A 23,926-nucleotide genomic window follows, 5' to 3' on the forward strand; every position below is an offset into this window, starting at 1 on the left:
GGTTAACTTAGGTTAGGCTAACCTTAGTTGAACGTCGCGACTCCGCCCTTTCTCCTGTCCCGCTCGGACTCTCCCCCGCACGGAGGACCCCCACATGCGCTCGCACCTGCTCAATGACACCACCGCGGACCGGTACCGCCGTTCCGTGACCGAAGGGGTCGAGCGGGTGGCGGCCAGACTCGCCACCACCGACCGCCCGTTCACGGGTGTCACGGTCGACGACCTCGCTCCCCGCATCGAGCGGATCGACCTCGACAAGCCCCTGCACGACACCACGGCCGTCCTCGACGAGCTGGAAGAGGTCTACCTCCAGGACGCGATCTACTTCCACCACCCCCGCTACCTCGCCCACCTCAACTGCCCGGTCGTCATCCCGGCCGTGCTCGGCGAGGCCGTCCTGTCCGCCGTCAACTCCTCACTGGACACCTGGGACCAGTCGGCCGGCGGCACCCTCATCGAGCGCAAGCTCATCGACTGGACGAACGAGCGGATCGGCCTCGGACCGGCCGCCGACGGCGTGTTCACCAGCGGCGGCAGTCAGTCCAACCTCCAGGCCCTGCTGCTGGCCCGCGAGGAGGCCAAGCCCGGCGGGGAGGGCTGGGAGGGCTGGGAGGGCGAGGGAACGAGGGCCGACCTCGGCAGGCTGCGGATCTTCGCCTCCGAGGCCAGCCACTTCAGCGTGAAGAAATCGGCCAAACTCCTCGGCCTCGCCCCCGACGCCGTCGTCTCGATCCCCGTCGACCACGACAAGCGCATGCAGACCGTCGCCCTCGCCCACGAGCTGGAGCGCTGCCGGCAGGACGGCCTCGTCCCCATGGCCGTCGTCGCCACCGCGGGCACCACCGACTTCGGCTCCATCGATCCGCTGCCCGAAATCGCGGAGCTGTGCTCCCAGTTCGGCGCCTGGATGCACGTGGACGCGGCCTACGGCTGCGGACTGCTCACCTCACTGAAGAACCGGGACCGGATCGACGGCATCGAACGGGCCGACTCCGTCACCGTCGACTACCACAAGTCCTTCTTCCAGCCCGTGAGTTCCTCGGCCGTACTGGTTCGCGACGCCACGACCCTGCGCCACGCGACCTACCACGCGGAGTACCTCAACCCGCGTCGCATGGTCCAGGAGCGCATCCCCAACCAGGTCGACAAGTCCCTCCAGACCACCCGCCGCTTCGACGCGCTGAAGCTGTGGATGACGCTGCGCGTCATGGGCGCCGACGGCATCGGCGAACTCTTCGACGAGGTCTGCGACCTGGCCGCCGAGGGCTGGAAACTGCTCGCCGCCGACCCGCGCTTCGACGTCGTCGTGCAGCCGTCGCTCTCCACCCTCGTCTACCGGTACATCCCGGCCGCCGTCACCGACCCGGCCGAGATCGACCGCGCCAACCTCTATGCCCGCAAGGCCCTGTTCGCCTCCGGTGACGCCGTCGTCGCGGGCACCAAGGTCGGCGGACGCCACTACCTGAAGTTCACGTTGCTCAACCCCGAGACCACGACGGACGACATCACCGCCGTCCTCGACCTGATCGCCGGCCACGCCGAGCAGTACCTGGGAGAGTCCCTTGACCGCGCTTGCTGAATCCACGGACACCACCTACGACTTCGTAGGCATCGGGCTCGGGCCCTTCAACCTCGGGCTCGCCTGCCTCACCGAGCCGATCGCCGAACTCAGTGGCGTCTTCCTGGAGTCGAAGCCCCACTTCGAGTGGCACTCCGGCATGTTCCTGGAGGGCGCGCACCTGCAGACCCCGTTCATGTCGGACCTGGTCACCCTCGCCGACCCGACCTCCCCGTACTCCTTCCTCAACTACCTGAAGGAATCGGGCCGTCTGTACGCGTTCTACATCCGCGAGAACTTCTACCCGCTGCGGGTCGAGTACGACGACTACTGCCGCTGGGCCGCGGCCAAGCTGAGCAGCATCCGCTTCTCCACGACGGTCGCGGAGGTGACGTACGAGGACGAGGTGTACACCGTGCGGACCGAGGCCGGCGAGCTGTTCCGCGCCCGCCACCTGGTCCTCGGCACCGGCACCTCGCCCCATGTCCCGGACTCCTGCGCGGACCTCGGCGGCGACTTCATCCACAACTCCCGCTACACGCAGCACAAGCAAGAGCTCCAGGCCAAGGACTCGATCACCCTGGTCGGCAGCGGCCAGTCCGCCGCCGAGATCTTCTACGACCTGCTCGGCGAGATCGACGTCCACGGCTACCGGCTGAACTGGGTCACCCGCTCGCCGCGCTTCTTCCCCCTCGAATACACCAAGCTCACCCTGGAGATGACCTCCCCGGAGTACATCGACTACTTCCACGCGCTGCCCGAGCCGACCCGCTACCGCCTCCAGTCGGAGCAGAAGGGCCTGTTCAAGGGCATCGACGGCGAGCTGATCAACGAGATCTTCGACCTGCTCTACCAGAAGAACCTCGGCGGCCCGGTTCCCGCCCGGCTCCTCACCAACTCCTCACTGGAGAGCGCACGGTACGACCAGGGCACGTACACCCTCGGGTTCCGCCAGCAGGAGCAGGGCAAGGACTACGAACTGAGCTCGGCGGGCCTGGTACTGGCCACCGGCTACCGCTACGCCGAGCCCGCGTTCCTCGCACCGGTCCGCGACCGGCTCCGCTACGACACCCAGGGCAACTTCGACGTGGCCCGCAACTACGCCATCGACACCACCGGGCGCGGGATCTTCCTGCAGAACGCGGGCGTCCACACCCACTCGGTCACCTCGCCGGACCTCGGCATGGGCCCGTACCGCAACGCGTCCATCATCCGTGAGCTGCTCGGCACCGAGTACTACCCGGTCGAGAAGACCATCGCGTTCCAGGAGTTCGCCATATGACCACCTCCACCTCCACCTCCACCGCCGTCGGCACCTTCACCGTCCGCCCCCTCGACCCCGTCGAGGACGCGCCGGTTCTGCACCGGTGGGTGACCCACCCCAAGTCCGCCTTCTGGATGATGCAGGAGGCGAAACTGCACGACGTGGAACGCGAGTACATGGCCATCGTGGCCAGTGACCACCACGACGCCTTCCTCGGTCTCCTGGACGGCGAGCCCGTCTTCCTGATGGAGCGCTACGACCCCCGGTACGTCGAACTCGTCGGCCTGTACGAGCCGCAGCCGGGCGATGTCGGCATGCACTTCCTGGTCGCCCCGAGCGACACCCCCGTGCACGGCTTCACCCGGGCCGTGATCACCACGGTGATGGAGCACCTCTTCGCCGACCCGGCGACCGAGCGCGTCGTCGTCGAACCCGATGTGAACAACACGGCCGTGCACGCCCTCAACGAGGCCGTCGGCTTCGTGCCCGTGCGGGAGATCCAGAAGCCGGAGAAGAAGGCCCTGCTGAGCTTCTGCACCCGCGAGCAGTTCACGAAGGCGGTGACGGCATGACCCTCGCCGACAGCGTCGCCCACCTGTCCCCCGAGCGCTGGGCCCTCGCCAACCGCCTCCTCGTCCGCAAGGCGCTCGCCGAGTTCGCCCACGAGCGGCTGATCGCCCCGCGGACCCTGCCGGACGGCCGCTACGAGGTCCGCGGCGACGACGGCCTGACGAGCTACCGGTTCACCGCGACCAGGTGGTCCCTCGACCACTGGCAGGTGGCCGCCGAGTCGATCACCCGGCACCGGGACGGCGACGAACTCCCGCTGTCCGCGATCGACTTCTTCGTCGAGCTGAAGAAGTCGCTCGGCCTGAGCGACGAGATCCTGCCCGTCTACCTGGAGGAGATCTCCTCCACCCTCGCGGGCACCTGCTACAAGCTCACCAAGCCGCGGATCCCCGTCCGCGAGCTGGCCGGCTCCGGTTTCCAGGCCATCGAGACCGGCATGACCGAGGGGCACCCCTGCTTCGTCGCCAACAACGGGCGGCTGGGCTTCGGTGTGCACGACTACCGCGCCTACGCGCCCGAGACCGCGAGCCCGGTGCGGCTCGTGTGGCTGGCCGCGCACCGCTCACGGGCCGCCTTCACGGCGGGCGTCGGCATCGCGTACGAGTCGTTCGTGCGCGACGAGCTGGGCGCGGAGACGGTCGAGCGGTTCGACGGGATCCTGCGCGAGCGGGGGCTCGACCCCGAGGACTACCTCCTCATACCCGTCCACCCCTGGCAGTGGTGGAACAAGCTGTCGGTGACGTTCGCCGCCGAGGTCGCCCAGCGGCGCCTGGTCTGTCTCGGCGAGGGCGACGACGAGTACCTGGCCCAGCAATCCATCCGGACGTTCTTCAACACGACCAGCCCCGAGAAGCACTATGTGAAGACGGCGCTGAGCGTGCTGAACATGGGCTTCATGCGGGGCCTGTCCGCCGCCTACATGGAGGCGACCCCGGCCATCAACGACTGGCTGGCCCAGCTCGTCGAGAACGACCCGGTGCTGAAGTCGACGGGTCTGTCGATCATCCGTGAGCGGGCGGCCGTCGGCTACCGGCACCTGGAGTACGAGGCGGCCACCGACCGGTACTCCCCGTACCGCAAGATGCTCGCCGCGCTGTGGCGCGAGAGCCCGGTCCCCTCTCTCCAGGAGGGCGAGTCCCTGGCGACGATGGCGTCCCTCGTCCATGTCGACCACGAGGGCGCCTCGTTCACGGCCGCGCTGATCGAGCGGTCGGGCCTGACGCCGGTGGAGTGGCTGCGCGGCTATCTGCGCGCCTACCTCACCCCGCTCCTGCACAGCTTCTACGCGTACGACCTGGTCTACATGCCGCACGGCGAGAACGTCATCCTCGTCCTGAAGGACGGCGCCGTGCGGCGGGCGGTCTACAAGGACATCGCCGAGGAGATCGCGGTCATGGACCCGCAGGCGGTGCTGCCGCCCGCGGTGGAGCGGATCCGGGTCGAGGTCCCCGAGGACACGAAACTGCTGTCCATCTTCACGGACGTCTTCGACTGCTTCTTCCGGTTCCTGGCGGCCCAGTTGGCCGACGAGGGCGTCCTCGGCGAGGAGGACTTCTGGCGGACGGTCGCCGAGTCGGTGCGCGCCTACCAGGAGGCGACGCCCGAACTCGAGGACAAGTTCCGGCAGTACGACCTGTTCGCGCCCGAGTTCGCGCTGTCCTGCCTCAACCGGCTCCAGCTGCGCGACAACCGGCAGATGGTCGACCTGGCGGACCCGTCGGGCGCGCTCCAGCTCATCGGCACCCTGAAGAACCCGATCGCCGGGTTCTGATCACCGGGCCCCTGGTGCGTTCCCAGGAGCTCCTGAGACGGGCGGGCGCCCCGGAGACGGTCCTCCGGGGCGCCCGTCGGCATTCCCTCTAGCCCGCGGGCCAGGGGACCTGGGGTGAGCGGTAGTAGCCGATGCCCAGGGCGTCCCAGCGGGGCGCCTGGGCGGCGAGGCGCACCTTGTAGGTGTCCCAGTCGTGCGTCGAGGCGGGGGACCAGCCGAGTTCGGCGGCCCCGGGCAGCCTTGGGAAGGCCATGACGTCGATGTCCGCGGAGCTCTGGATCGTCTCCGTCCACAGCGGCGCCTCGACGCCCTTGACGGCCGAGGCGGGCACCCCGGGAAGGTAGCTGCCCGGGTCCCAGTCGTAGGCCCGCCGCACCTCCACCAGACCGGCCCAGTCCTGGCCGAGCGGGGTGTCGGCGGTGTACTTCATGTCGAGGTAGAGCCGGTCCGCGGGCGACAGCACGAGCCCGGTCCCGTTCCGCGCGGCCTCGGCGACCTGCGCCTTCTCCTCGGCACCGGTGTCGTCGAGACCCCAGTACTGCGCGAGGGCGCCCGCCGCCGGGGTGGCCCCGGTCAGCTGGTGCCAGCCCATCACCTTCTTGCCGTACCTGGCGACCAGTGGCTGCACCTTGTCCATGAAGGTCACGTAGTCGGCGTGGCTGGTGGAGTGCGCCTCGTCGCCGCCGATGTGGAGGTACCCGCCGGGGGTGAGCGCGGCCAGCTCCCGGATCACGTCGTCCACGAAGGTGTACGTCAGCGGCTTGCCCACGCACAGCGAGCTGAAGCCGACCTCGGTTCCGGTGTAGAGCGGCGGCGCGATCCCGTCGCAGTTCAGTTCGGCGTACGAGGCGAGGGCGGCGTTGGTGTGCCCGGGCATGTCGATCTCCGGGACGACCTCCAGATGGCGCGAGGCGGCGTACCGGACGATCTCGCGGTAGTCGGCCTTGGTGTAGAAGCCGCCCGGTCCGCCGCCGACCTCGGTGGAACCGCCGTGGGCCGCCAGCCTCGGCCAGGAGTCGACGGCGATGCGCCAGCCCTGGTCGTCGCTCAGGTGCAGATGCAGCTTGTTGACCTTGTAGAGCGCGAGTTCGTCGATGTAGCGCTCGACCTGACCGACGGTGAAGAAGTGCCGGGAGACGTCGAGCATGGCGCCGCGGTAGGCGTAGCGCGGGGTGTCCCTGATGGTGCCGCCGGCGATCAGCCAGGGGCCTCGCTGCACGGACTTCCTCTCGACGGCGGCGGGCAGCAGCTGACGCAGGGTCTGGACGCCGTGGAAGAGGCCCGCGGGCCTGCCGGCCGTGATGGTGACGCCCGAGGCGCCGCTGTCGAGCCGGTAGCCCTCGTCGCCCAGCCCCTTGCCGCCGAGCCGGAGCCGGATCGCTCCGGAGCCGTGCGAGCCGACCGGCAGCCGGTAGCCGGTCGAGGGCCGCAGGATACCGGCGAGGTACTCGCCGACAGCGCGGGCCGCACGCGAGTCGTCGACGCGGATGCGGGTGTCACCGGTGATGCGGTACGGGGCTCCGCCCGGCTCGACGGAGGCGGGGGCCGGGACGACGCGGCCCAGCGGGGCGGCGGTCCCGGTGTGCGGTGCCGCGCCGACGAGGGAGAAGCCGGCCGTCGCCACGAGCAGCAGCGTACCGAGAAGGCGGGGCGTTCTGTGGTGCTGTCTCACATGCGCTCCCTTCGGTGCCCGGCGAGAAAACCCCGGCCCGTCCGGCCGCGCGCTCTCGCCGTGCCCTTCGATCTGGTCGAGACCTCGAATTGGTCGAGACCACTCTGCCGCAGACGGGGTGGAACAATCCCCCGCATGGCGGAAATCATCCAGCGGGACGGCACGTGGATCTTCGACGGCGACACTCTGCGGCTGACGCCGGGGCGGGACAAGAACGTCAGCCTGCTGCGCCGGACCCTGGGTGAACTCACCGTGCCGCTCGGCGCGTTGGCGGGTGTCTCGCTGGAGCAGGGAAAGAAGGCCGGGCGGCTCAGGCTCCGGCTGCGCGACGGCGCCGACCCGCTGCTCCAGGCGACCGGCGGCAAGCTCGCGGAGCCGAACGACCCGTATCAGCTCACGGTGGAGGCCGACCGTCTCGGGGTCGCCGAGTACCTCGTGGACGAGGTGCGGGGCGCGCTGCTCCTCGACCAGGTCCCGGCCGGTCCGGTCGACGGCTATCTGGTGCCCGGCCCGGCGGTGCCGCTGTCCGCGTCCGCGGGTGACGGTACGGCGAGCTTCGACGGCGAGCGCGTACGCCTGGAGTGGAACTGGAAGACGGAGGAGGCGAAGTCCGCGGCGGGTGCCCGGACGCTCGCGCTCGTGGACATAACGGCCGTCGAGTGGCGGCCCGCGGCCGGGCTGGAGAACGGCTGTCTGCGCTTCACCGTCCGCGGCGCCGACACCAAGGCGCCGCCGAAGTACGACCCCAACTCCGTGGAGCTGTGGGGCTTCAAGCGGGACCCGCTGATGGCACTGGTGGCGGCCGCCGTGCAGGCGAGGCTGCCGCACCCGGCGGCGGCGGTGGAGGACCGTCCCGTCGAGGAGCCGGACGGGGCCCCGGCCCTGGGACCGGGACCCGAGGCCGACCACGACGCCCTCCTGCGCAGGCTGCGCGAACTGGGCGAGCTGCACAAGGAGGGCGTCCTGACGGACGAGGAGTTCGCCCTGGCCAAGCAGGCGGTCCTCAAGCGCCTCTAGAAACAGGCGGGCGACGACCGCCGCGCGGGGGCCGGCCGCCGGTCAGGGAGGCGGTACGCCCCGCCTTCCGGGCGTACCTGGTTCCTGGGGGCCGACGGTACCCGGAGCGCCCGGGCAGGGGCCCGGGGCTACTTGGCCCGGCGCGCGATCGTGAAGTGGTCGACCTCCGCACCGGTCTCGGCGATGCCGCGGACCTTCAGGGTGGTCAGGCGTCCCTTCGGGGCCGGCTGGACGTCGACGCGCAGGAACGAGTAGTTGAGGTAGCGCACGCGCGACCAGGCGACCGTCTCGTTCTGCCTGCCCCCCTTCAGGTTGACGAAGGAGGCGACGGACTCGACCTCGTTCTCCTTGCCCTCGTAGGACTCCGGGGCGCTGAACGCGTACAGGCTGCGGCCGGCCGCGCCCGCCGTCACGTACACGACACCGTCGGTCTCGGTGTACGCCGTGCCGCCGATCGGCAGCTTCTTGGTGACGGCGTTCGCCTTGATGACGTCCGTGCGCTCGTACTGGTGGTTGTGGCCGTTGATCACCAGGTCGACGGTGTACTTCTCGAACAGCGGCACCCACTCCTGTCGCACGCCCCCCTCCGAGGCGTGCGCCGTGGAGGTGCAGTACGCGCAGTGGTGGAAGAAGATCACGACGAAGTCGATGTCCCGCGCGGCGCGGTACTTCTTGAGCTGCGCCTCCAGCCACTTGGTCTGGGTGCCGCCCGAGACGCCGAGGTTGGCCGGGATCTCGAAGGAGACGTCGTTGGCGTCGAGCGAGATGACCGCCGTGTTGCCGTGGACGAAGGAGTAGACGCCGGGCAGGTTGGCCTTGTCGGGGCCGTTGTCCGGCAGCGTCCAGCGGGCCTCCTCGCCGCCGTAGCCGTTGGGCGAGTACCAGGCCTCCATGTCGTGGTTGCCGTACGCCGGCATCCACGGGACCTGCTTGGCGACCGTCTCGGTCTGGGCGAGGAACTGGTCCCAGATGCGCGAGTCGAAGCCGGTGTCGGCGGTCTTGCCCTGGCCCGCCGGGTCCGCGTACGCGATGTCGCCGGCGTGCAGGTGGAAGGCGGGGTTCTGGGCGAGCAGCAGGGCGTCGTTGGCGAGGCCGTGGTAGCCGACGCCCTCGTCGCCGAAGGCGGTGAAGGTGAAGGGCTCGGCACGGTCGGGCGCGGTGGTGAAGGTGCCGAGCGTGCCGAGGAGGTGCGGCTGGGCGGGGTCGAAGCCCGCGTGGCCGACGCCGTAGTAGTAGGTCCGGCCGGGGCGCAGGTGGGTGAGCCTGGCGTGCAGGTAGTACTGGGTGTGGTCGCCGCTCGCGCCCACGCCGGCCGGGGTGTACAGGGTGCGGACCTCGGCGTCGATCTTGCGGGAGAGGTCCCAGGGGTGGGCGCCGATGCGGATGTAGGGCTTGGCGACCGCGGCCGGCACCTGCCAGGAGACGGTCATCTCGGTGCGCGGGTCGTTGCCGAAGGCGAGGTGTCGGCCGAAGGGGGCGACGAGCGCGCCGTCGACCTTCTCCGCCGAGGCCGGGGCGGAGGTCCGCTGCGCCGGGGCGGCGGCCTGGGCGACGCCGGGCACGAAGGCGCCGCCCGCGACGGCACCGAGGGTCACGGCGCCGCCTCTGATCATGTTGCGCCGCGAGAACTTGGCGCGAAGGTACTCGTGCTGCTCGGCCATGGTCATCTTCTCGGCGAGCCGCTCGGGTACGCCCATACGTGGAGTGTCCATGGCTCCAGAAGTTGCTCCGGGCAATCGACGGGACACAAGACGCCAGCTGGACAGCCCGCAAACAGCACACCATGAGAGCTTCAACAAGGCCTTGCCCGATATCGGGCAGGATTCTTGCGAATCGTCTTCCGGTACCCCAGGATCAACGGGTGCACGACGAACTCGTTGATCATTTGACGCGGTCGACCCCCCTGAACCGGGGTGAGGCGCTGCGGGTGATCCAGGACGTTCTCGCCTATTTCGACGAGACGACCCAGGAGTTCGTCCGCCGCCGCCACCGCGAGCTCCAGGCCCAGGGCCTGGTGAACGAGTCGATCTTCGAACGGATCGAGGCGGACCTGAAATATCGCGCGGTCGCGCCGCCGGAGCTCACGCTCAGGCAGCTCCGCCGCATCGTCTATGGCTGAGGGAATCTACCTGTATGTGCGGAATCGTCGGATACATCGGCAGGCGTGATGTGACCCCGCTGCTCCTCGAAGGCCTTCAGCGCCTGGAGTACCGCGGTTACGACTCGGCGGGCATAGTCGTGACCTCCCCGAAGTCGGCCGGCCTGAAGATGGTCAAGGCGAAGGGGCGGGTCCGCGACCTGGAGGCGAAGGTCCCCAAGCGCTTCGCCGGCACCACGGGTATCGCCCACACCCGCTGGGCCACGCACGGCGCCCCCTCCGACGAGAACGCGCACCCGCACATGTCCGCCGACAGCAAGGTCGCGGTCGTCCACAACGGCATCATCGACAACGCCTCCGACCTGCGCAAGAAGCTGGAGGCCGACGGCGTCGAGTTCCTCTCCGAGACCGACACCGAGGTCCTCACGCACCTCGTCGCCCGCTCCCAGCAGGAGAAGCTGGAGGACAAGGTCCGCGAGGCGCTGCGCGTCATCGAGGGCACCTACGGCATCGCCGTGATGCACGCCGACTTCCCCGACCGCATCGTGGTGGCGCGAAACGGCTCCCCCGTCGTGCTCGGCATCGGCGAGAAGGAGATGTTCGTCGCCTCGGACATCGCCGCCCTGGTCACCCACACCCGCCAGATCGTCACGCTGGACGACGGCGAGATGGCCACGCTCAAGGCCGACGACTTCCGGACGTACACCACCGAGGGCACCCGGACGACGTCCGAGCCGACCACCGTCGAGTGGGAGGCCGCGTCGTACGACATGGGCGGCCACGACACGTACATGCACAAGGAGATCCACGAGCAGGTCGAGGCCGTGGACCGCGTGCTGCGCGGCCGTATCGACGACCGGTTCTCGACGGTCCACCTCGGCGGCCTGAACCTGGACGCCCGCGACGCGCGCGCCGTGCGCCGCGTGAAGATCCTCGGCTGCGGCACCTCGTACCACGCGGGCATGATCGGCGCGCAGATGATCGAGGAGCTGGCCCGTATCCCCGCGGACGCCGAGCCGGCCTCCGAGTTCCGCTACCGCAACGCGGTCGTCGACCCCGACACCCTGTACATCGCGGTCTCCCAGTCCGGTGAGACGTACGACGTCCTCGCCGCCGTGCAGGAGCTCAAGCGCAAGGGCGCGCGGGTCCTCGGCGTGGTCAACGTCGTCGGTTCGGCGATCGCCCGCGAGGCGGACGGCGGCATGTACGTGCACGCGGGCCCCGAGGTCTGCGTCGTCTCGACGAAGTGCTTCACCAACACCACCGTCGCCTTCGCGCTGCTCGCCCTGCACCTCGGCCGTACCCGCGACCTGTCGGTCCGCGACGGCAAGCGGATCATCGAGGGCCTGCGCAAACTCCCCGCCCAGATCGCCGAGATCCTGGAGCAGGAGGACGAGATCAAGAAGCTGGCCGCGGAGTACGCCGAGGCCCGCTCGATGCTCTTCATCGGCCGCGTCCGGGGCTACCCGGTGGCCCGTGAGGCCTCCCTGAAGCTCAAGGAGGTCTCGTACATCCACGCCGAGGCGTACCCGGCCTCCGAGCTCAAGCACGGTCCGCTGGCGCTCATCGAGCCGGCGCTCCCCACCGTCGCGATCGTCCCCGACGACGACCTGCTGGAGAAGAACCGCGCCGCCCTGGAGGAGATCAAGGCCCGCAGCGGCCAGATCCTCGCCGTCGCGCACCGGCACCAGGAGAAGGCCGACCAGACGATCGTCGTCCCGAAGAACGAGGACGAGCTCGACCCGATCCTGATGGGCATCCCGCTCCAGCTCCTCGCGTACCACACGGCGCTGGCGCTCGGCCGGGACATCGACAAGCCGCGCAACCTCGCCAAGTCGGTCACCGTCGAGTAGTCACCACCGGGCGGCGGTCCGCCGCCCCTTCGTCGCCACGCAACTCCCTTGCCGGCGGCCGGACATGAACGGTCCCCGTGCGCACCACCCGCGCACGGGGACCGTTCTTCGAGGGGCCGGAGCCGCCCAATACCCCGGCCCGCGCCGGGGTCAGCCGGTGGCCGTCACCCCCCGGCCGGCGGCGCGTCGCGGAACTGCGGTGGGCCAGTGGGCGAGAGCCGCGGTGGCCGCGTACCAGGCGACCGCGCCGGCCGCGACGGCGAACCAGCCGCCGGCCTTGCCCAGGCCGGTGCTGTCCGCGAAACGGCCGACGGCGAGAAGCAGCAGGGAGACGAAGAACAGTCCGTAGGTGCCCTGGCCGAGGGTGTCCCCGCCCGCGAGGGCGAGCGAGAGCACGACGAGCGCGAAGAGCAGCAGGAAGAGTCCCGCCGCGTTGTCGGAGACCTGGCCGCCGGCCGAGACGGCCCAGGTGAACCAGAGGGCGCCGAGTCCCGTGAAGGCCGTGCCGTCGGCCGTGTCACGGTCGCGGAAGGCGAGCAGACCGGCGACGAACAGCGCGACGCCGCCTACGTAGTGGGCCAGTGACACGGCGTCGGCCGCCGTCACCCCGTCGATCAAGTCGGTGTACCCGAGGCCGAAGGCCAGCAGGGTCACGCCGAGCGCGAGTCTTCCTACGATGGTGGTGGTGCTTCCCGCAGAGACGTCGTTGTCCACGGCGGGCTCCCTTCATGCCTGTGCAGTTGTGCTGCGCCATACCGGTCGCCGCGTAGGACCGGCGTCCCGTATATGCCCTTCACAAAGGCACAAACACCTCTACGCGCCGGTAGGTTCACTCACCGCACAGAGAACACCGCCGGTCGCGCGCGGCGCGGCCGGACCGCCCCGTAAGGGACGGGGCGTCAGGGAATGACGATGACAGGGCGCTTGGCGCGCTTGGCGAGCCGTCCCGCGACCGAGCCGAAGATGCGCCCGACGATGCCGTGCGTGGAGCCCACGACTATCGCGTCCGCCTCGTACTCCCGGCCCACTTCCTCGAGTTCGTGGCAGATGTCTCCGCCCCGCTCGACCAGGATCCAGGGCACCTCGGAGAGGTATTCGGCGCAGGCGAGTTCGAGACCCAGCACCTCGGTGCGGTGGTCCGGGACGTCGACGAAGACAGGCGGCTCGCAGCCCGCCCACACCGTGGTGGGCAGCCGGTTGGCCACATGGACGATGATCAGGCCTGAGCCCGAGCGGTGCGCCATCCCGATCGCGTAGGCGAGGGCACGCTCGCTGGACGTCGAGCCGTCGAAACCGACGACGACGCCGTGCTTGAAGGCGGGATCGCAGGAGTGGCGGAGTTCTTCCGCCGCCAGGGGCTCGGCCGCCGTGGGATCGGCGAGCGGGCGCTTGCGGTCCGCGGGATCGAAGAATTCGTGACCGGCCATGGGTGTCTCGGCGTTTGGATCCTCGTGGTGGGGACGACAACGAACGGCAGAGCTGTGTCTGGGAAACATCTTCCCAACCCCATACCCCCAAGGGTACGGCGGCACGCCTCCTCTGCCCAGATCCCGCGCGCCTTACGCGGCATTCCAGGGAGCATGCACGAGAGGGTGCCCGTAACGCAATGGTTGCTGCCCTGTACAGGTGGTTTGCGCTGAGCCCCCGGTGAATTTGCACGGAACTCCCGGGAACCGGGAGTTCCGCCGGCGGACGGGACCGGGCGGCCCCCTTCCGGACACTCGCCCCGCGGGCCGGGCAGTGACCGGCGCGTCGAACACGCGTTGAACCGGTCGCAGCCGCCGCGGAGAAGGCACGCCACGGAGATCACATGCCGTGCGGAGCGCGGAGAACACCGGAGCACCAGGGAGCAGAACGTGTCCGGACCCGACACCGCCCCCCGCTCCTCCACACCCTTCGCACCCTCCGCCCCGCCGGCCCGCCCCGCCCGTTCCACCTCGCCCGCGGCGCACCCCGGAGCCCGACCCGGATCACACCCCGGATCGCGATCGGGAACATGCTCCGGTTCACGCCCCCCGGCTCCTCCCGCGCCGGACGCGGTGGGCGACGTGGTCCGCTGGGCGGCCTTCAGCTGCGTCCTGGTCCCGGCGGTTCTCCTCTGGTACGGCAGCTCGCTCGCCGACGCGGCCGGTACGGCACTGGGCCTCGCGGCCGTGACAGGGGTCTGTGTGATCCTGCTGCGCCAGTCCGAGCGGGGGGCGGCGCTCCTGGCCGACGAGCGGCGGAGCGTGTCGCGCCCCCGTCGACGAGCCCCGCGACAGCGCGGACGGCACGGGAGGACCGGCACGGGGAGCACGGGAGCCACGGGGCACGGGAGCGAAGCGGGCCCGAGGGTCGTCCCATGGGGCGCAAGCGGCACGGGAGTTCACCGAGGCGCTCGTCACACTGGGAGGAACGAGTCGGTCGACTGACCGGTTTGCGCGTACACCTACGCTTCTTTTCAGCCAACTTCCGGCAGTGGCGCATCCCTTGCTCGAACGACCCCCCAACCCCCGTTCGACCTGCACCTAAAGGGGTACGGAGGCCGCGCGCACCCTATGTGGATTGGCCACTGCCACGAGGCGCACTTCCCTGCGGCGCCCACGAGTGCAACGCTTCGTGATCGAATGCTTCACGCCAAGTTGCCATGTCGACATTCTACGGAGTACCGAACTGGTCACCCTGGCGTGACGGGACACAGTAGATTCGATCTTGTCTTACGGCGGGGGACTCGTGCAGGACCGAGGGGAAACGTGCAGGAGCGACACAACCGAGGAGCCGCGACCACCGAGGGGGGCTTAGCAGGATGAGCCACGACTCCACTGCCGCGCCGGAAACCGCGGCCCGGAAACTGTCCGGGCGACGCCGCAAGGAGATCGTCGCGGTGCTGCTGTTCAGCGGCGGCCCCATTTTCGAGAGTTCCATTCCGTTGTCGGTGTTCGGGATTGACCGCCAGGACGCCGGCGTGCCGCGCTACCGCCTTTTGGTGTGTGCCGGCGAGGATGGCCCGCTGCGGACCACAGGGGGCCTGGAACTCACCGCACCACATGGCCTGGAAGCGATCTCCAGGGCAGGCACGGTCGTCGTGCCCGCCTGGCGGTCGATCACCTCGCCACCACCGGAGGAGGCGCTCGACGCACTGCGCCGTGCCCATGAGGAAGGCGCCCGCATAGTCGGGCTGTGCACCGGCGCCTTCGTGCTCGCCGCGGCCGGCTTACTGGACGGCCGTCCGGCGACCACCCACTGGATGTACGCGCCGACGCTGGCCAAACGCTATCCGTCGGTGCACGTCGACCCCCGCGAGCTCTTCGTGGACGACGGCGACGTCCTGACATCGGCGGGTACGGCGGCCGGAATCGATCTCTGTCTCCACATCGTGCGGACGGACCACGGCAACGAGGCGGCCGGCGCGCTCGCCCGGCGTCTGGTGGTCCCGCCGCGGCGCAGCGGAGGCCAGGAGCGCTATCTCGACCGGTCACTGCCGGAAGAGATCGGCGCCGACCCCCTCGCGGAGGTCGTCGCCTGGGCGCTGGAGCATCTCCACGAGCAGTTCGACGTCGAGACGCTGGCGGCTCGCGCCTACATGAGCCGCCGCACCTTCGACCGCCGGTTCCGCTCGCTCACCGGAAGCGCTCCCCTGCAGTGGCTGATCACTCAGCGCGTCCTGCAGGCGCAGCGCCTCCTGGAGACGTCCGACTACTCGGTGGACGAGGTCGCGGGCCGCTGCGGCTTCCGTTCGCCGGTCGCGCTGCGGGGCCACTTCCGGCGGCAGCTGGGTTCGTCCCCGGCCGCGTACCGGGCGGCGTACCGCGCCCGCAGGCCACAGGCCGAGCGGAACGCGGATCCGGACGGCCCTTCGGGTCCGGTCGGACCGCCGACGTCGCTGCACCAGGAGCACTCGGGCCCGGTCCCGATGCAGACCCGCCGCACCGCGGTGGCCGGCCTGGGCGCGGCGGCGGCGCTCTCCGCGGAGGCGATGCGGGAACGGGCGGAGCTGTACGCCACGGGCAGGCCGAGCCTGCCCGGACAGCGCAGCGCGCCATAGGTCCGGCGGCAGCCGGCAGGACACGCGGGGCCCGCACCTTCGGGTGCGGGCTCCTTCGTATGCGGACCCCTTCACCCGCGAACCCGGACCCGGTGCGATGCGCCGACCCGGCGGGGCGCACGGGCGGGTCCGCCTGAGGGAGGCTGGCCGTAGGGTGAGACACATGAACGATCGCATGGTGTGGATCGACTGCGAGATGACCGGACTCTCGCTGTCGGATGACGCGCTCATCGAAGTGGCCGCGCTGGTCACCGACTCTGAGCTGAACGTGCTCGGCGAAGGGGTGGACATCGTGATCCGCCCGCCGGACGCGGCCCTGGAGACGATGCCGGACGTGGTGCGCCAGATGCACACGGCCTCCGGCCTGCTGGAGGAGCTCGCCGGGGGTACGACCCTGGCGGACGCCGAGGCGCAGGTCCTCTCCTACGTACGTGAGCACGTCAAGGAGCCGGGCAAGGCCCCGCTCTGCGGGAACTCCGTCGGCACGGACCGCGGTTTCCTGCTGCGCGACATGCCGACGCTGGAGGACTACCTCCACTACCGCATCGTGGACGTGTCCTCCGTCAAGGAGCTGGCCCGCCGCTGGTATCCCCGGGCGTACTTCAACAGCCCGGAGAAGAACGGCAACCACCGCGCCCTGGCCGACATCCGCGAGTCCATCGCCGAGCTCCGCTACTACCGCGAGGCGGTCTTCGTCCCGCAGCCCGGCCCGGACTCGGACACGGCCCGCACCATCGCGGCCAAGCACGTCCTGCCCGCCGAATAGGCCTTTGACGGGGCCCTGACGGGCCCCGGAAAAAGCTGTGCACGAGCACCCCTCGGAACCCTGTACACTTTTTCTCGGCCGGTCAGGGAAGTCCCGAAGACCGGACATGGTGGGTGTAGCTCAGTTGGTAGAGCACCTGGTTGTGGTCCAGGTGGCCGCGGGTTCAAGTCCCGTCACTCACCCTGAGTGATCAGCCGGTGACCTGTTGAACAGGTCACCGGCTGATTGCGTTCCCGGACCCTGCGGCCCGTACGCTCCCCTGGTGTCCCACCCCACGAAGCCCCTCGCCACCACCCGGCTCGATCTCCTCCCGTTGCGGACCGAGCACGCCGAGGAGATGGCCGCGGTGCTGGCCGATCCGGCGTTGCACGCGTTCATCGGCGGGGCGCCGGACACTCCACAGGCACTGCGGGCCCGCTACGAGCGCCTCGTCGCGGGTTCGCCGGATCCGGACGTCCTCTGGTGCAACTGGGTGCTGCGGGAACGGGCCCTGGGCTGCCTGGTGGGGACGGTGCAGGCGACTGTCTCGGAAGAGACCGCGGAGGTCGCCTGGGTCGTGGGCACGCCCTGGCAGGGCCGGGGATACGCGGTGGAGGCGGCGAGGTCACTGGTCCGGCACGCGGTCCGGGCGTTCCCCGTCCGCACGGTCGTGGCCCATGTGCACCCCGCTCACCACGCCTCGGCCGCCGTCGCCGCGGCCGCGGGACTCACCGCGACCGCGGAACTCCAGGACGGCGAGGTCCGCTGGGAGCTGACGGTACGACGATGACCTCACCCGGTTCCGGGGCGGACGGCGAGGTCCGTCCACGAGGAGCTGACGGTACGACGGTGACCCCGCCCGGTCCAGGGCATGACGCCGAGGACCCGGAACGGTCCGGCGGACGGCACCCCTGAGCGCCGTCCGGCGTCGCGGGGCCGCCCCGTGCGGCATCCCGAGGGCGCCCTCCGGGCGAAGCCGCCCCGAAGGCGGGCCATGAGGGCCGCCCCTCGCGCGCCTCAGGACGAGGCCCGCACCACCAGTTCCGCGGGCAGCACCAGTTGACGCTTCTCCAGCCCCCGGGAGGCCACGGGCCGGCGGTCCGCGATCTCTCCGAGCAGGAGGTCGATCATGGCCCGGCCCATCTCCTCGATGGGCTGGCGGACGCTGGTCAGGGGCGGATCCATGTGACGGGCTATGGCGGAGTCGTCGTAGCCGATGAGCGCCACGTCGTCCGGGATGCGCCGGCCGCTCTCGCGCAGCACCTGCCGGGCACCCGCCGCCATGACGTCGGAGCCGGCGAAGACCGCGTCGAGGTCGGGGAAGCGCTCCAGCAGCAGGGTCATGGCGCGCCGGCCCCCTTCCTCGGTGAAGTCGCCGGGGACGATCAGCCGGTCGTCCACCTCGCGGCCCGCGTCCCGCAGACCCTGGCGGTAGCCGTCGACGCGCCGCTGGGCGCCGTAGACGTCCATGCGGCCGGCGAGGTGGCCGATTCTGCCGCGGCCCCGGGAGACGAGATGTTCCACGGCCGCGCGCCCGCCGCCGTAGTTGTCGGAGTCCACCGACGGAAGCGTCTCCTCCGCCGAGCGCCGGCCGCTGATCACGGCCGGGATCTCCAACTGGGAGAGCAGGTCGGGGAGCGGGTCGTCGGCGTGCACCGAGACCAGCAGGACGCCGTCCACGCGGTGCGCCGCGAGGTACTGGGCCAGGCGCTGCCGCTCCCGGTCGCTGCCCGCGAATATCAACAGCAACTGCATCTCGGTCTCGGAGAGTTCGGCACCGACACCGCGCAGCATGTCCGAGAAGTACGGTTCCGCGAAGAAACGCGTCTCCGGTTCGGGGACGACCAGGGCGATCGCGTCCGTGCGGTTGGCCGCGAGGGCGCGGGCCGCCGTGTTCGGAACATATCCGAGCTCCGCGACCGCCGCCTCGACCGCGGCCCGGGTCGCGTCACTGACCCGCGGGGAACCGTTGATCACCCGGGAGACCGTGCCACGGCCCACTCCCGCGCGCGCGGCCACCTCTTCGAGGGTCGGCCGCCCACCACCGCGGCCCCGCGCTCCGTGGACTGCCATGGCCTCCGCCTCCCGTTGAAACCAAGTTGGCCTGGAATCTAACAGCCTCGCCGGGCGAGGCTCGCGTCACTGGGCCGCAGCCCAGGAGGCGTCTCCTCGCGAAACCGCCGCCCTTCAGGCACCGGACGCACCATGAGACGCTTCCGGCCATGTGGCGGAATGACATCTTCAGCTAACAGGCCGATAACTGAACGCATCTCTCCGCTCCCCCACCCTTGACACCCCCGCCGGAACCGACGACTCTTCAACACATCACCTGTGGGAGCGCTCCCACAGTACCTGACACATACACATCCCGCACGTTCCCCGCCCGAGCCGCAGCGAGAAACAACGGGCGCCACCAATGCAGTTGGCCGGGGGGTCGGCACGTCAGGCAACAGGAGGACGCAATGCGCACGAGTACCCGCCGGTCCCGCAGGCTGGGGGCCATCGCGGTCGTCGCCGCGCTGGCTACGGGACTGCTGGCCGGCTGTTCCAGCGACCCGGACGACAGCTCGTCGGACGACAACGGTGGAAGCGGCAAGGGCAAGACGACCCTGACCGTAGGCACGTTCGGCGTCTTCGGCTACAAGCAGGCCGGCCTCTACGACGAGTACACGAAGCTGCACCCCGACATCACGATCAAGGAGAACGTCACCACCCGTACCGACGTCTACTGGCCCAAGACGCTCACGCGTCTCCAGGCCGGCTCCGGGACCGACGACATCCAGGCGATCGAGGTCGGCAACGTCACCGAGGCCGTCCAGACCCAGGCCGACAAGTTCGTCGACCTCGGCAAGGAGGTCGACAAGTCGCAGTTCCTGCCCTGGAAGGTGGCCCAGGCCACCACCAAGGACGGCAAGACCATCGCGCTCGGCACCGACATCGGCCCGATGGCGATCTGCTACCGCAAGGACCTCTTCGAGAAGGCCGGTCTGGAGACCGACCGCGCCAAGCTCGCCGAGCAGTGGAAGGGCGACTGGGCGAAGTACGTCGCGCTGGGCAAGGACTACATGAAGAAGGCGCCCAGCGGCACCAAGTTCGTGGACTCCGCCTCCTCGGTCTACAACGCGGCCCTCGGCGGCGAGAGCGAGCGGTACTACGACAAGGACGGCAACGTCATCTGGGACAAGTCCACGGGCGTGAAGAAGTCCTGGAACGCCGCGATGACCGTGGCGACCAGCAACATGTCGGCGAAGCTGAAGCAGTTCGACCCGACGTGGGACCAGGGCTTCGCCAAGGGCTCGTTCGCGACCGTGGCCTGCCCCGCCTGGATGATGGGCTACATCCAGGAGAAGTCCGGCGACTCCGGCAAGGGCAAGTGGGACGTGGCCGCCGCGCCGACCGCGGCCAACTGGGGCGGCTCGTTCATCGGTGTGCCGGTGGCGGGCAAGCACCAGAAGGAGGCCATCGCGCTGGCCAAGTGGCTGACCGCGCCCGAGCAGCAGGCGAAGGTCTTCGCCAAGCAGGCGAGCTTCCCGTCGACCCCGTCGGCCTACTCGACCCTGACGCCGGCCGCCGCCACCACGGAGTACTTCTCCAACGCGCCGATCACGCAGATCTTCGGCGACTCGGCGAAGACCATCCCGGTCCAGTACTTCGGTACCAAGGACCAGCCGATCAACACCGCGATCTCCGACGTCGGCATCCTCCAGGTCGAGCAGAAGGGCAAGTCCCCCGACCAGGGCTGGAACGCGGCAAAGGCTGAGATCAAGGACGTGCTCGGCCAGTGACCAGCTCCAAGCAGGCTCTCGCGCACCCCGCGACGAGCGCCGACGCCGCGCCCGGCTCTCAGCCGGGCGCGGCCCGGGGCGCTCAGGGTCGCGGTACGCCGCCGCAGGACCCGGGGTCCTGGCGCAGCCGGATGTACCGCTGGGACATGAAGGCGTCGCCGTACGCATTCATCGCCCCCTTCTTCATCGTCTTCGGGGCCTTCGGGCTCGTACCGCTGCTCTACACGGCCTGGTACTCGCTGCACAATGTGCAGCTTTCCGGTCTCGACCACCAGACCTGGGCCGGTCTGGACAACTACAAGAACCTGCTGTCCTCGGAGTTCTTCTGGAACGCCCTGGGGAACACCTTCACCATCGGTGTGATCTCCACGGTGCCGCAGCTCCTGATGGCGATCGGCATCGCCCACCTGCTCAACTACCGGCTCCGCGGCTCGACCGTGTGGCGGGTCGTGATGCTCACCCCGTACGCCACCTCGGTGGCGGCGGCGACGCTGGTCTTCACGCTGCTGTACTCGTGGGACGGCGGCATGATCAACTGGCTGCTGCACTTCGTCGGGGTGGACCCGATCAACTGGCGCGAGTCCGACTGGGGCGGTCAGTTCGCCGTCTCCTCGATCGTGATCTGGCGCTGGACCGGCTACAACGCGCTGATCTATCTCGCGGCGATGCAGGCGATCCCCACGGACCTGTACGAGTCGGCCGCCCTCGACGGCGCCGGCCGCTGGCAGCAGTTCCGCCACGTGACGATCCCCATGCTGCGGCCGACGATCCTGTTCACGGTCGTCGTGTCCACGATCGGCGCGACCCAGCTCTTCGGTGAACCGCTCCTGTTCGGCGGGGTCAGCGGCTCGAAGGGCGGCTCCGCGCACCAGTACCAGACGCTCGGCCTGTACATGTACGACCAGGGCTGGAACATCGGCAACCTCGGCAAGGCGTCGGCAATCGCATGGACGATGTTCCTGATCCTGCTGATCATCGCCGCGATCAACCTGCTGATCACCCGACGGCTGAGGAAATCCCAATGACCACGACCGAACTGACTGCCCCTCAGGCGGAGACGAAGACGACCACGGACGGCCGCCCCGGACGCCGCAGGGTGCTCGGCGCGGGCAAGCAGCTCCACGCGGGTCCGGTCACCTATGTCGTCCTGACCGTCTTCGCGCTGGTCTCGCTCGCGCCGCTGGTCTGGACGGCCATGGCGGCCTCACGCAACAACGAGCGGCTGGCTCAGTCACCGCCGCCGCTGTGGTTCGGCGGGAACCTGTTCAAGAACCTCGAGGCCGCGTGGGAGCAGGCCGGGCTCGGCACCGCGATGGTCAACTCCACGATCGTCGCCGGGACCATCACCGTCGGCACGGTCGTGTTCTCCACGCTCGCCGGATTCGCCTTCGCCAAGCTGCGGTTCAAGTTCTCCGGACTTCTGCTGCTGCTGACCATCGGCACGATGATGATCCCGCCGCAGCTCGCCGTCGTACCGCTGTATCTGTGGATGAGCGACCTGGGCTGGTCCAACCAGCTCCAGACGGTCATCCTGCCCACCCTGGTGAGCGCCTTCGGTACGTTCTTCATGCGGCAGTATCTGTTGCAGGCCCTGCCCTCCGAGCTCATCGAGGCGGCGCGGGTCGACGGCGCGAACAGTCTGCGCGTGGTGTGGCACGTCGTCTTCCCGGCGGCGCGCCCGGCGATGGCGGTGCTCGGCCTGCTGACGTTCGTGATGGCCTGGAACGACTTCCTGTGGCCGATCATCGCCCTGAACCAGCAGGAGCCGACCGTGCAGGTCGCCCTCAACGCGCTGGGCACCGGCTACATCCCCGACCAGGCCGTGATCATGGCGGGCGCGCTGCTCGGCACCCTGCCGCTGCTCATCGCCTTCCTCCTGTTCGGCAAGCAGATCGTGGGCGGGATCATGCAGGGCGCGATCAAGGGCTGACCGCCCTTCCAGGGGCCGGGTCACCGCCGCCTCGGCCCCTTTGTCCCGCCTCTCCTTCCCCACCTCCAACTCGTCGGTCTTCACGACCCCCTTGGGAGCGCTTCCATGCCTGAGTCCGCAACTTCCGTGACTTTTCCTCCGGCCTTCCTCTGGGGTGCGGCGACCTCCGCCTACCAGATCGAGGGTGCGGTGCGGGAGGACGGCCGCACGCCGTCGATCTGGGACACCTTCAGCCATACACCTGGCAAGACGGCCGGCGGCGAGCACGGTGACATCGCTGTCGACCACTACCACCGCTACCGCGACGACGTGGCCATGATGGCGGACCTCGGACTGGGCGCGTACCGCTTCTCCGTCTCCTGGTCGCGGGTGCAGCCCACCGGCCGTGGCCCCGCCGTCCAGCGCGGCCTGGACTTCTACCGGCGTCTGGTCGACGAGCTGCTGTCGCACGGCATCAAGCCGGCCGTCACCCTCTACCACTGGGACCTGCCGCAGGAGCTGGAGGACGCGGGCGGCTGGCCCGAGCGCGAGACGGCGCTGCGCTTCGCGGAGTACGCGCAGATCGTGGGCGAGGCGCTGGGTGACCGCGTCGAGCAGTGGATCACGCTGAACGAGCCCTGGTGCAGCGCCTTCCTGGGCTACGGCTCCGGTGTGCACGCCCCCGGCCGGACGGACCCGGCGGCGGCGCTGCGCGCGGCTCACCACCTGAACCTCGCGCACGGGCTCGGCACGTCGGCGCTCCGTTCCGTCATGCCGTCCCGCAACTCGGTCGCGGTGAGCCTCAACTCCTGCCCGATCCGGCCCCTTTCGCAGGACCCGGCGGATCTGGCCGCGGTCCAGCGCATCGACGACCTGGCCAACGGCGTCTTCCACGGCCCGATGCTGCACGGCGCCTACCCGGAGACCCTGATCACGGCCACCCGATCGATCACCGACTGGCCGCACGTCCAGGACGGGGATCTCGCGCTGATCCACCAGCCGCTGGACGCCCTCGGCCTCAACTACTACACCCCGACGCTGGTTTCGGCCTCCACCGCTGCCACCGACGGTCCGCGTGCGGACGGCCACGGCTCCAGCTCGCACTCCCCCTGGCCGGGCGCGGACGACGTCACGTTCCACCAGACCCCGGGCGAGCGCACGGAGATGGGCTGGACGATCGAACCGCAGGGACTGCACGACCTGATCATGCGGTACACCCGCGAGGCTCCGGGCCTTCCCTTGTACATCACGGAGAACGGCGCGGCCTACGACGACAAGCCGGACCCGGAGGGCCGCGTCCATGACCCCGAGCGAGTCTCCTACCTGCACGGCCACCTGTCCGCCGTGCACCGCGCGATCGCCGACGGGGCGGACGTCCGCGGCTACTACCTGTGGTCCCTGATGGACAACTTCGAGTGGGCCTACGGCTACGAGAAGCGCTTCGGCGCGGTCTACGTGGACTACGCGACCCAGGTCCGCACCCCGAAGACGAGCGCCCACTGGTACAGCCAGGCGGCCCGCACGGGAACGCTGGCCCCGGTGACGCCCGCCGAGTAGGCCGGCGCCCGAAAGACACGGGGGACACGGGAGACACGGGGCGCGACACCCGAGGGGGTGCCGCGCCCCGGCATGTTCCGGGGGCCTCCAAGCACGTTCGTGG

19 protein-coding genes and 1 tRNA gene are annotated in these 23,926 nt (G+C 69.9%); 15 read left to right on the forward strand and 5 right to left on the reverse strand.

The annotated features are described in order from the left end of the window. The first annotated feature begins 94 nt into the window (after positions 1–94). The 4 genes from desA to OG410_RS16295 are packed head-to-tail and all read left to right on the forward strand — an operon-like array spanning position 95 to position 5,163. Positions 95–1,579, forward strand: a complete 1,485-nt coding sequence (desA, locus tag OG410_RS16280; RefSeq protein WP_329299823.1) for a lysine decarboxylase DesA — start codon at positions 95–97, stop codon at positions 1,577–1,579. After that, positions 1,563–2,840, forward strand: coding sequence for a lysine N(6)-hydroxylase/L-ornithine N(5)-oxygenase family protein (locus OG410_RS16285; protein ID WP_329299824.1), 1,278 nt, complete (start codon positions 1,563–1,565; stop codon positions 2,838–2,840). The genes desA and OG410_RS16285 overlap by 17 nt, the downstream gene beginning before the upstream one ends. Then, positions 2,837–3,394: a GNAT family N-acetyltransferase gene (locus OG410_RS16290; RefSeq protein WP_329299825.1), complete on the forward strand. Its 558-nt coding sequence runs from the start codon at positions 2,837–2,839 to the stop codon at positions 3,392–3,394. The genes OG410_RS16285 and OG410_RS16290 overlap by 4 nt, the downstream gene beginning before the upstream one ends. Continuing rightward, on the forward strand, positions 3,391–5,163 hold the full coding sequence (locus tag OG410_RS16295) for an IucA/IucC family protein (protein WP_329299826.1): 1,773 nt from the start codon (positions 3,391–3,393) through the stop codon (positions 5,161–5,163). Before OG410_RS16290 ends, OG410_RS16295 begins: the two co-directional genes overlap by 4 nt. Positions 5,164–5,251: 88 nt before the next feature. Here OG410_RS16295 and OG410_RS16300 read toward each other — a convergent pair whose 3' ends face one another. Further along, positions 5,252–6,835: a beta-N-acetylhexosaminidase gene (locus OG410_RS16300; protein ID WP_329299827.1), complete on the reverse strand. Its 1,584-nt coding sequence runs from the start codon at positions 6,833–6,835 to the stop codon at positions 5,252–5,254. Positions 6,836–6,970: 135 nt separating this feature from the next. Between OG410_RS16300 and OG410_RS16305 the strand changes: the two genes are divergently transcribed. Beyond that, positions 6,971–7,852 (forward strand): DUF4429 domain-containing protein, encoded by an 882-nt coding sequence (locus OG410_RS16305; protein WP_329299828.1) that lies wholly within the window; start codon positions 6,971–6,973, stop codon positions 7,850–7,852. A 128-nt stretch (positions 7,853–7,980) separates the two neighbouring features. Here OG410_RS16305 and OG410_RS16310 read toward each other — a convergent pair whose 3' ends face one another. After that, complete coding sequence (locus OG410_RS16310) at positions 7,981–9,549, reverse strand: purple acid phosphatase family protein (protein ID WP_329304142.1); 1,569 nt, start codon at positions 9,547–9,549, stop codon at positions 7,981–7,983. Positions 9,550–9,713: 164 nt separating this feature from the next. On the opposite strand from OG410_RS16310, the gene OG410_RS16315 reads away from it, so the two are divergent. Together OG410_RS16315 and glmS are read left to right on the forward strand one after the other, a co-directional pair. Next, on the forward strand, positions 9,714–9,971 hold the full coding sequence (locus tag OG410_RS16315; protein WP_326787600.1) for a hypothetical protein: 258 nt from the start codon (positions 9,714–9,716) through the stop codon (positions 9,969–9,971). A 14-nt stretch (positions 9,972–9,985) separates the two neighbouring features. Continuing rightward, complete coding sequence (glmS, locus tag OG410_RS16320) at positions 9,986–11,803, forward strand: glutamine--fructose-6-phosphate transaminase (isomerizing) (RefSeq protein ID WP_329299829.1); 1,818 nt, start codon at positions 9,986–9,988, stop codon at positions 11,801–11,803. 150 nt (positions 11,804–11,953) lie between these two features. Here glmS and OG410_RS16325 read toward each other — a convergent pair whose 3' ends face one another. Continuing rightward, positions 11,954–12,517, reverse strand: a complete 564-nt coding sequence (locus OG410_RS16325) for a GPR1/FUN34/YaaH family transporter (protein ID WP_329299830.1) — start codon at positions 12,515–12,517, stop codon at positions 11,954–11,956. 185 nt (positions 12,518–12,702) lie between these two features. Continuing rightward, positions 12,703–13,230, reverse strand: a complete 528-nt coding sequence (locus OG410_RS16330) for a universal stress protein (RefSeq protein ID WP_328555400.1) — start codon at positions 13,228–13,230, stop codon at positions 12,703–12,705. Positions 13,231–14,588: 1,358 nt separating this feature from the next. On the opposite strand from OG410_RS16330, the gene OG410_RS16340 reads away from it, so the two are divergent. From OG410_RS16340 to OG410_RS16355, 4 genes are all read left to right on the forward strand, one after another. Further along, positions 14,589–15,827, forward strand: coding sequence for a helix-turn-helix domain-containing protein (locus OG410_RS16340; protein ID WP_329299832.1), 1,239 nt, complete (start codon positions 14,589–14,591; stop codon positions 15,825–15,827). A 163-nt stretch (positions 15,828–15,990) separates the two neighbouring features. Beyond that, a complete protein-coding gene (orn, locus tag OG410_RS16345) occupies positions 15,991–16,593 on the forward strand; it encodes an oligoribonuclease (protein ID WP_329299833.1) in 603 nt (200 codons plus the stop codon). 109 nt (positions 16,594–16,702) lie between these two features. Next, a tRNA-His gene (locus tag OG410_RS16350) sits at positions 16,703–16,775 on the forward strand. 80 nt (positions 16,776–16,855) lie between these two features. Next, complete coding sequence (locus OG410_RS16355) at positions 16,856–17,362, forward strand: GNAT family N-acetyltransferase (RefSeq protein ID WP_329299834.1); 507 nt, start codon at positions 16,856–16,858, stop codon at positions 17,360–17,362. Between the two features lie 227 nt (positions 17,363–17,589). Here OG410_RS16355 and OG410_RS16360 read toward each other — a convergent pair whose 3' ends face one another. Beyond that, positions 17,590–18,645: a LacI family DNA-binding transcriptional regulator gene (locus OG410_RS16360; RefSeq protein ID WP_329299836.1), complete on the reverse strand. Its 1,056-nt coding sequence runs from the start codon at positions 18,643–18,645 to the stop codon at positions 17,590–17,592. 389 nt (positions 18,646–19,034) lie between these two features. Between OG410_RS16360 and OG410_RS16365 the strand changes: the two genes are divergently transcribed. From OG410_RS16365 to OG410_RS16380, 4 genes are all read left to right on the forward strand, one after another. Then, positions 19,035–20,357, forward strand: coding sequence for an ABC transporter substrate-binding protein (locus OG410_RS16365; RefSeq protein WP_329299838.1), 1,323 nt, complete (start codon positions 19,035–19,037; stop codon positions 20,355–20,357). Next, a complete protein-coding gene (locus tag OG410_RS16370) occupies positions 20,354–21,382 on the forward strand; it encodes a carbohydrate ABC transporter permease (RefSeq protein WP_326787590.1) in 1,029 nt (342 codons plus the stop codon). The genes OG410_RS16365 and OG410_RS16370 overlap by 4 nt, the downstream gene beginning before the upstream one ends. Next, positions 21,379–22,287, forward strand: coding sequence for a carbohydrate ABC transporter permease (locus tag OG410_RS16375; protein WP_329299839.1), 909 nt, complete (start codon positions 21,379–21,381; stop codon positions 22,285–22,287). Before OG410_RS16370 ends, OG410_RS16375 begins: the two co-directional genes overlap by 4 nt. A gap of 105 nt (positions 22,288–22,392) precedes the next feature. Continuing rightward, entirely contained in the window at positions 22,393–23,823 is a 1,431-nt protein-coding gene (locus tag OG410_RS16380) for a GH1 family beta-glucosidase (RefSeq protein WP_329299840.1), read from the forward strand. Positions 23,824–23,926: the final 103 nt, after the last annotated feature.

Source organism: Streptomyces sp. NBC_00659, assembly GCF_036226925.1.
Taxonomy (GTDB): Bacteria; Actinomycetota; Actinomycetes; order Streptomycetales; family Streptomycetaceae; genus Streptomyces.

Excerpts from the sequence above, each read along its gene's own strand:
- desA (WP_329299823.1), top strand. The coding sequence starts at position 95 with ATGCGCTCGCACCTGCTCAATGACACCACCGCGGACCGGTACCGCCGT.
- OG410_RS16290 (WP_329299825.1), top strand. The coding sequence starts at position 2,837 with ATGACCACCTCCACCTCCACCTCCACCGCCGTCGGCACCTTCACCGTC.
- OG410_RS16295 (WP_329299826.1), top strand. The coding sequence starts at position 3,391 with ATGACCCTCGCCGACAGCGTCGCCCACCTGTCCCCCGAGCGCTGGGCC.
- OG410_RS16305 (WP_329299828.1), top strand. The coding sequence starts at position 6,971 with ATGGCGGAAATCATCCAGCGGGACGGCACGTGGATCTTCGACGGCGAC.
- OG410_RS16310 (WP_329304142.1), bottom strand. The coding sequence starts at position 9,549 with ATGGGCGTACCCGAGCGGCTCGCCGAGAAGATGACCATGGCCGAGCAG.
- glmS (WP_329299829.1), top strand. The coding sequence starts at position 9,986 with ATGTGCGGAATCGTCGGATACATCGGCAGGCGTGATGTGACCCCGCTG.
- OG410_RS16330 (WP_328555400.1), bottom strand. The coding sequence starts at position 13,230 with ATGGCCGGTCACGAATTCTTCGATCCCGCGGACCGCAAGCGCCCGCTC.
- OG410_RS16340 (WP_329299832.1), top strand. The coding sequence starts at position 14,589 with ATGAGCCACGACTCCACTGCCGCGCCGGAAACCGCGGCCCGGAAACTG.
- orn (WP_329299833.1), top strand. The coding sequence starts at position 15,991 with ATGAACGATCGCATGGTGTGGATCGACTGCGAGATGACCGGACTCTCG.
- OG410_RS16360 (WP_329299836.1), bottom strand. The coding sequence starts at position 18,645 with ATGGCAGTCCACGGAGCGCGGGGCCGCGGTGGTGGGCGGCCGACCCTC.
- OG410_RS16365 (WP_329299838.1), top strand. The coding sequence starts at position 19,035 with ATGCGCACGAGTACCCGCCGGTCCCGCAGGCTGGGGGCCATCGCGGTC.
- OG410_RS16375 (WP_329299839.1), top strand. The coding sequence starts at position 21,379 with ATGACCACGACCGAACTGACTGCCCCTCAGGCGGAGACGAAGACGACC.
- OG410_RS16380 (WP_329299840.1), top strand. The coding sequence starts at position 22,393 with ATGCCTGAGTCCGCAACTTCCGTGACTTTTCCTCCGGCCTTCCTCTGG.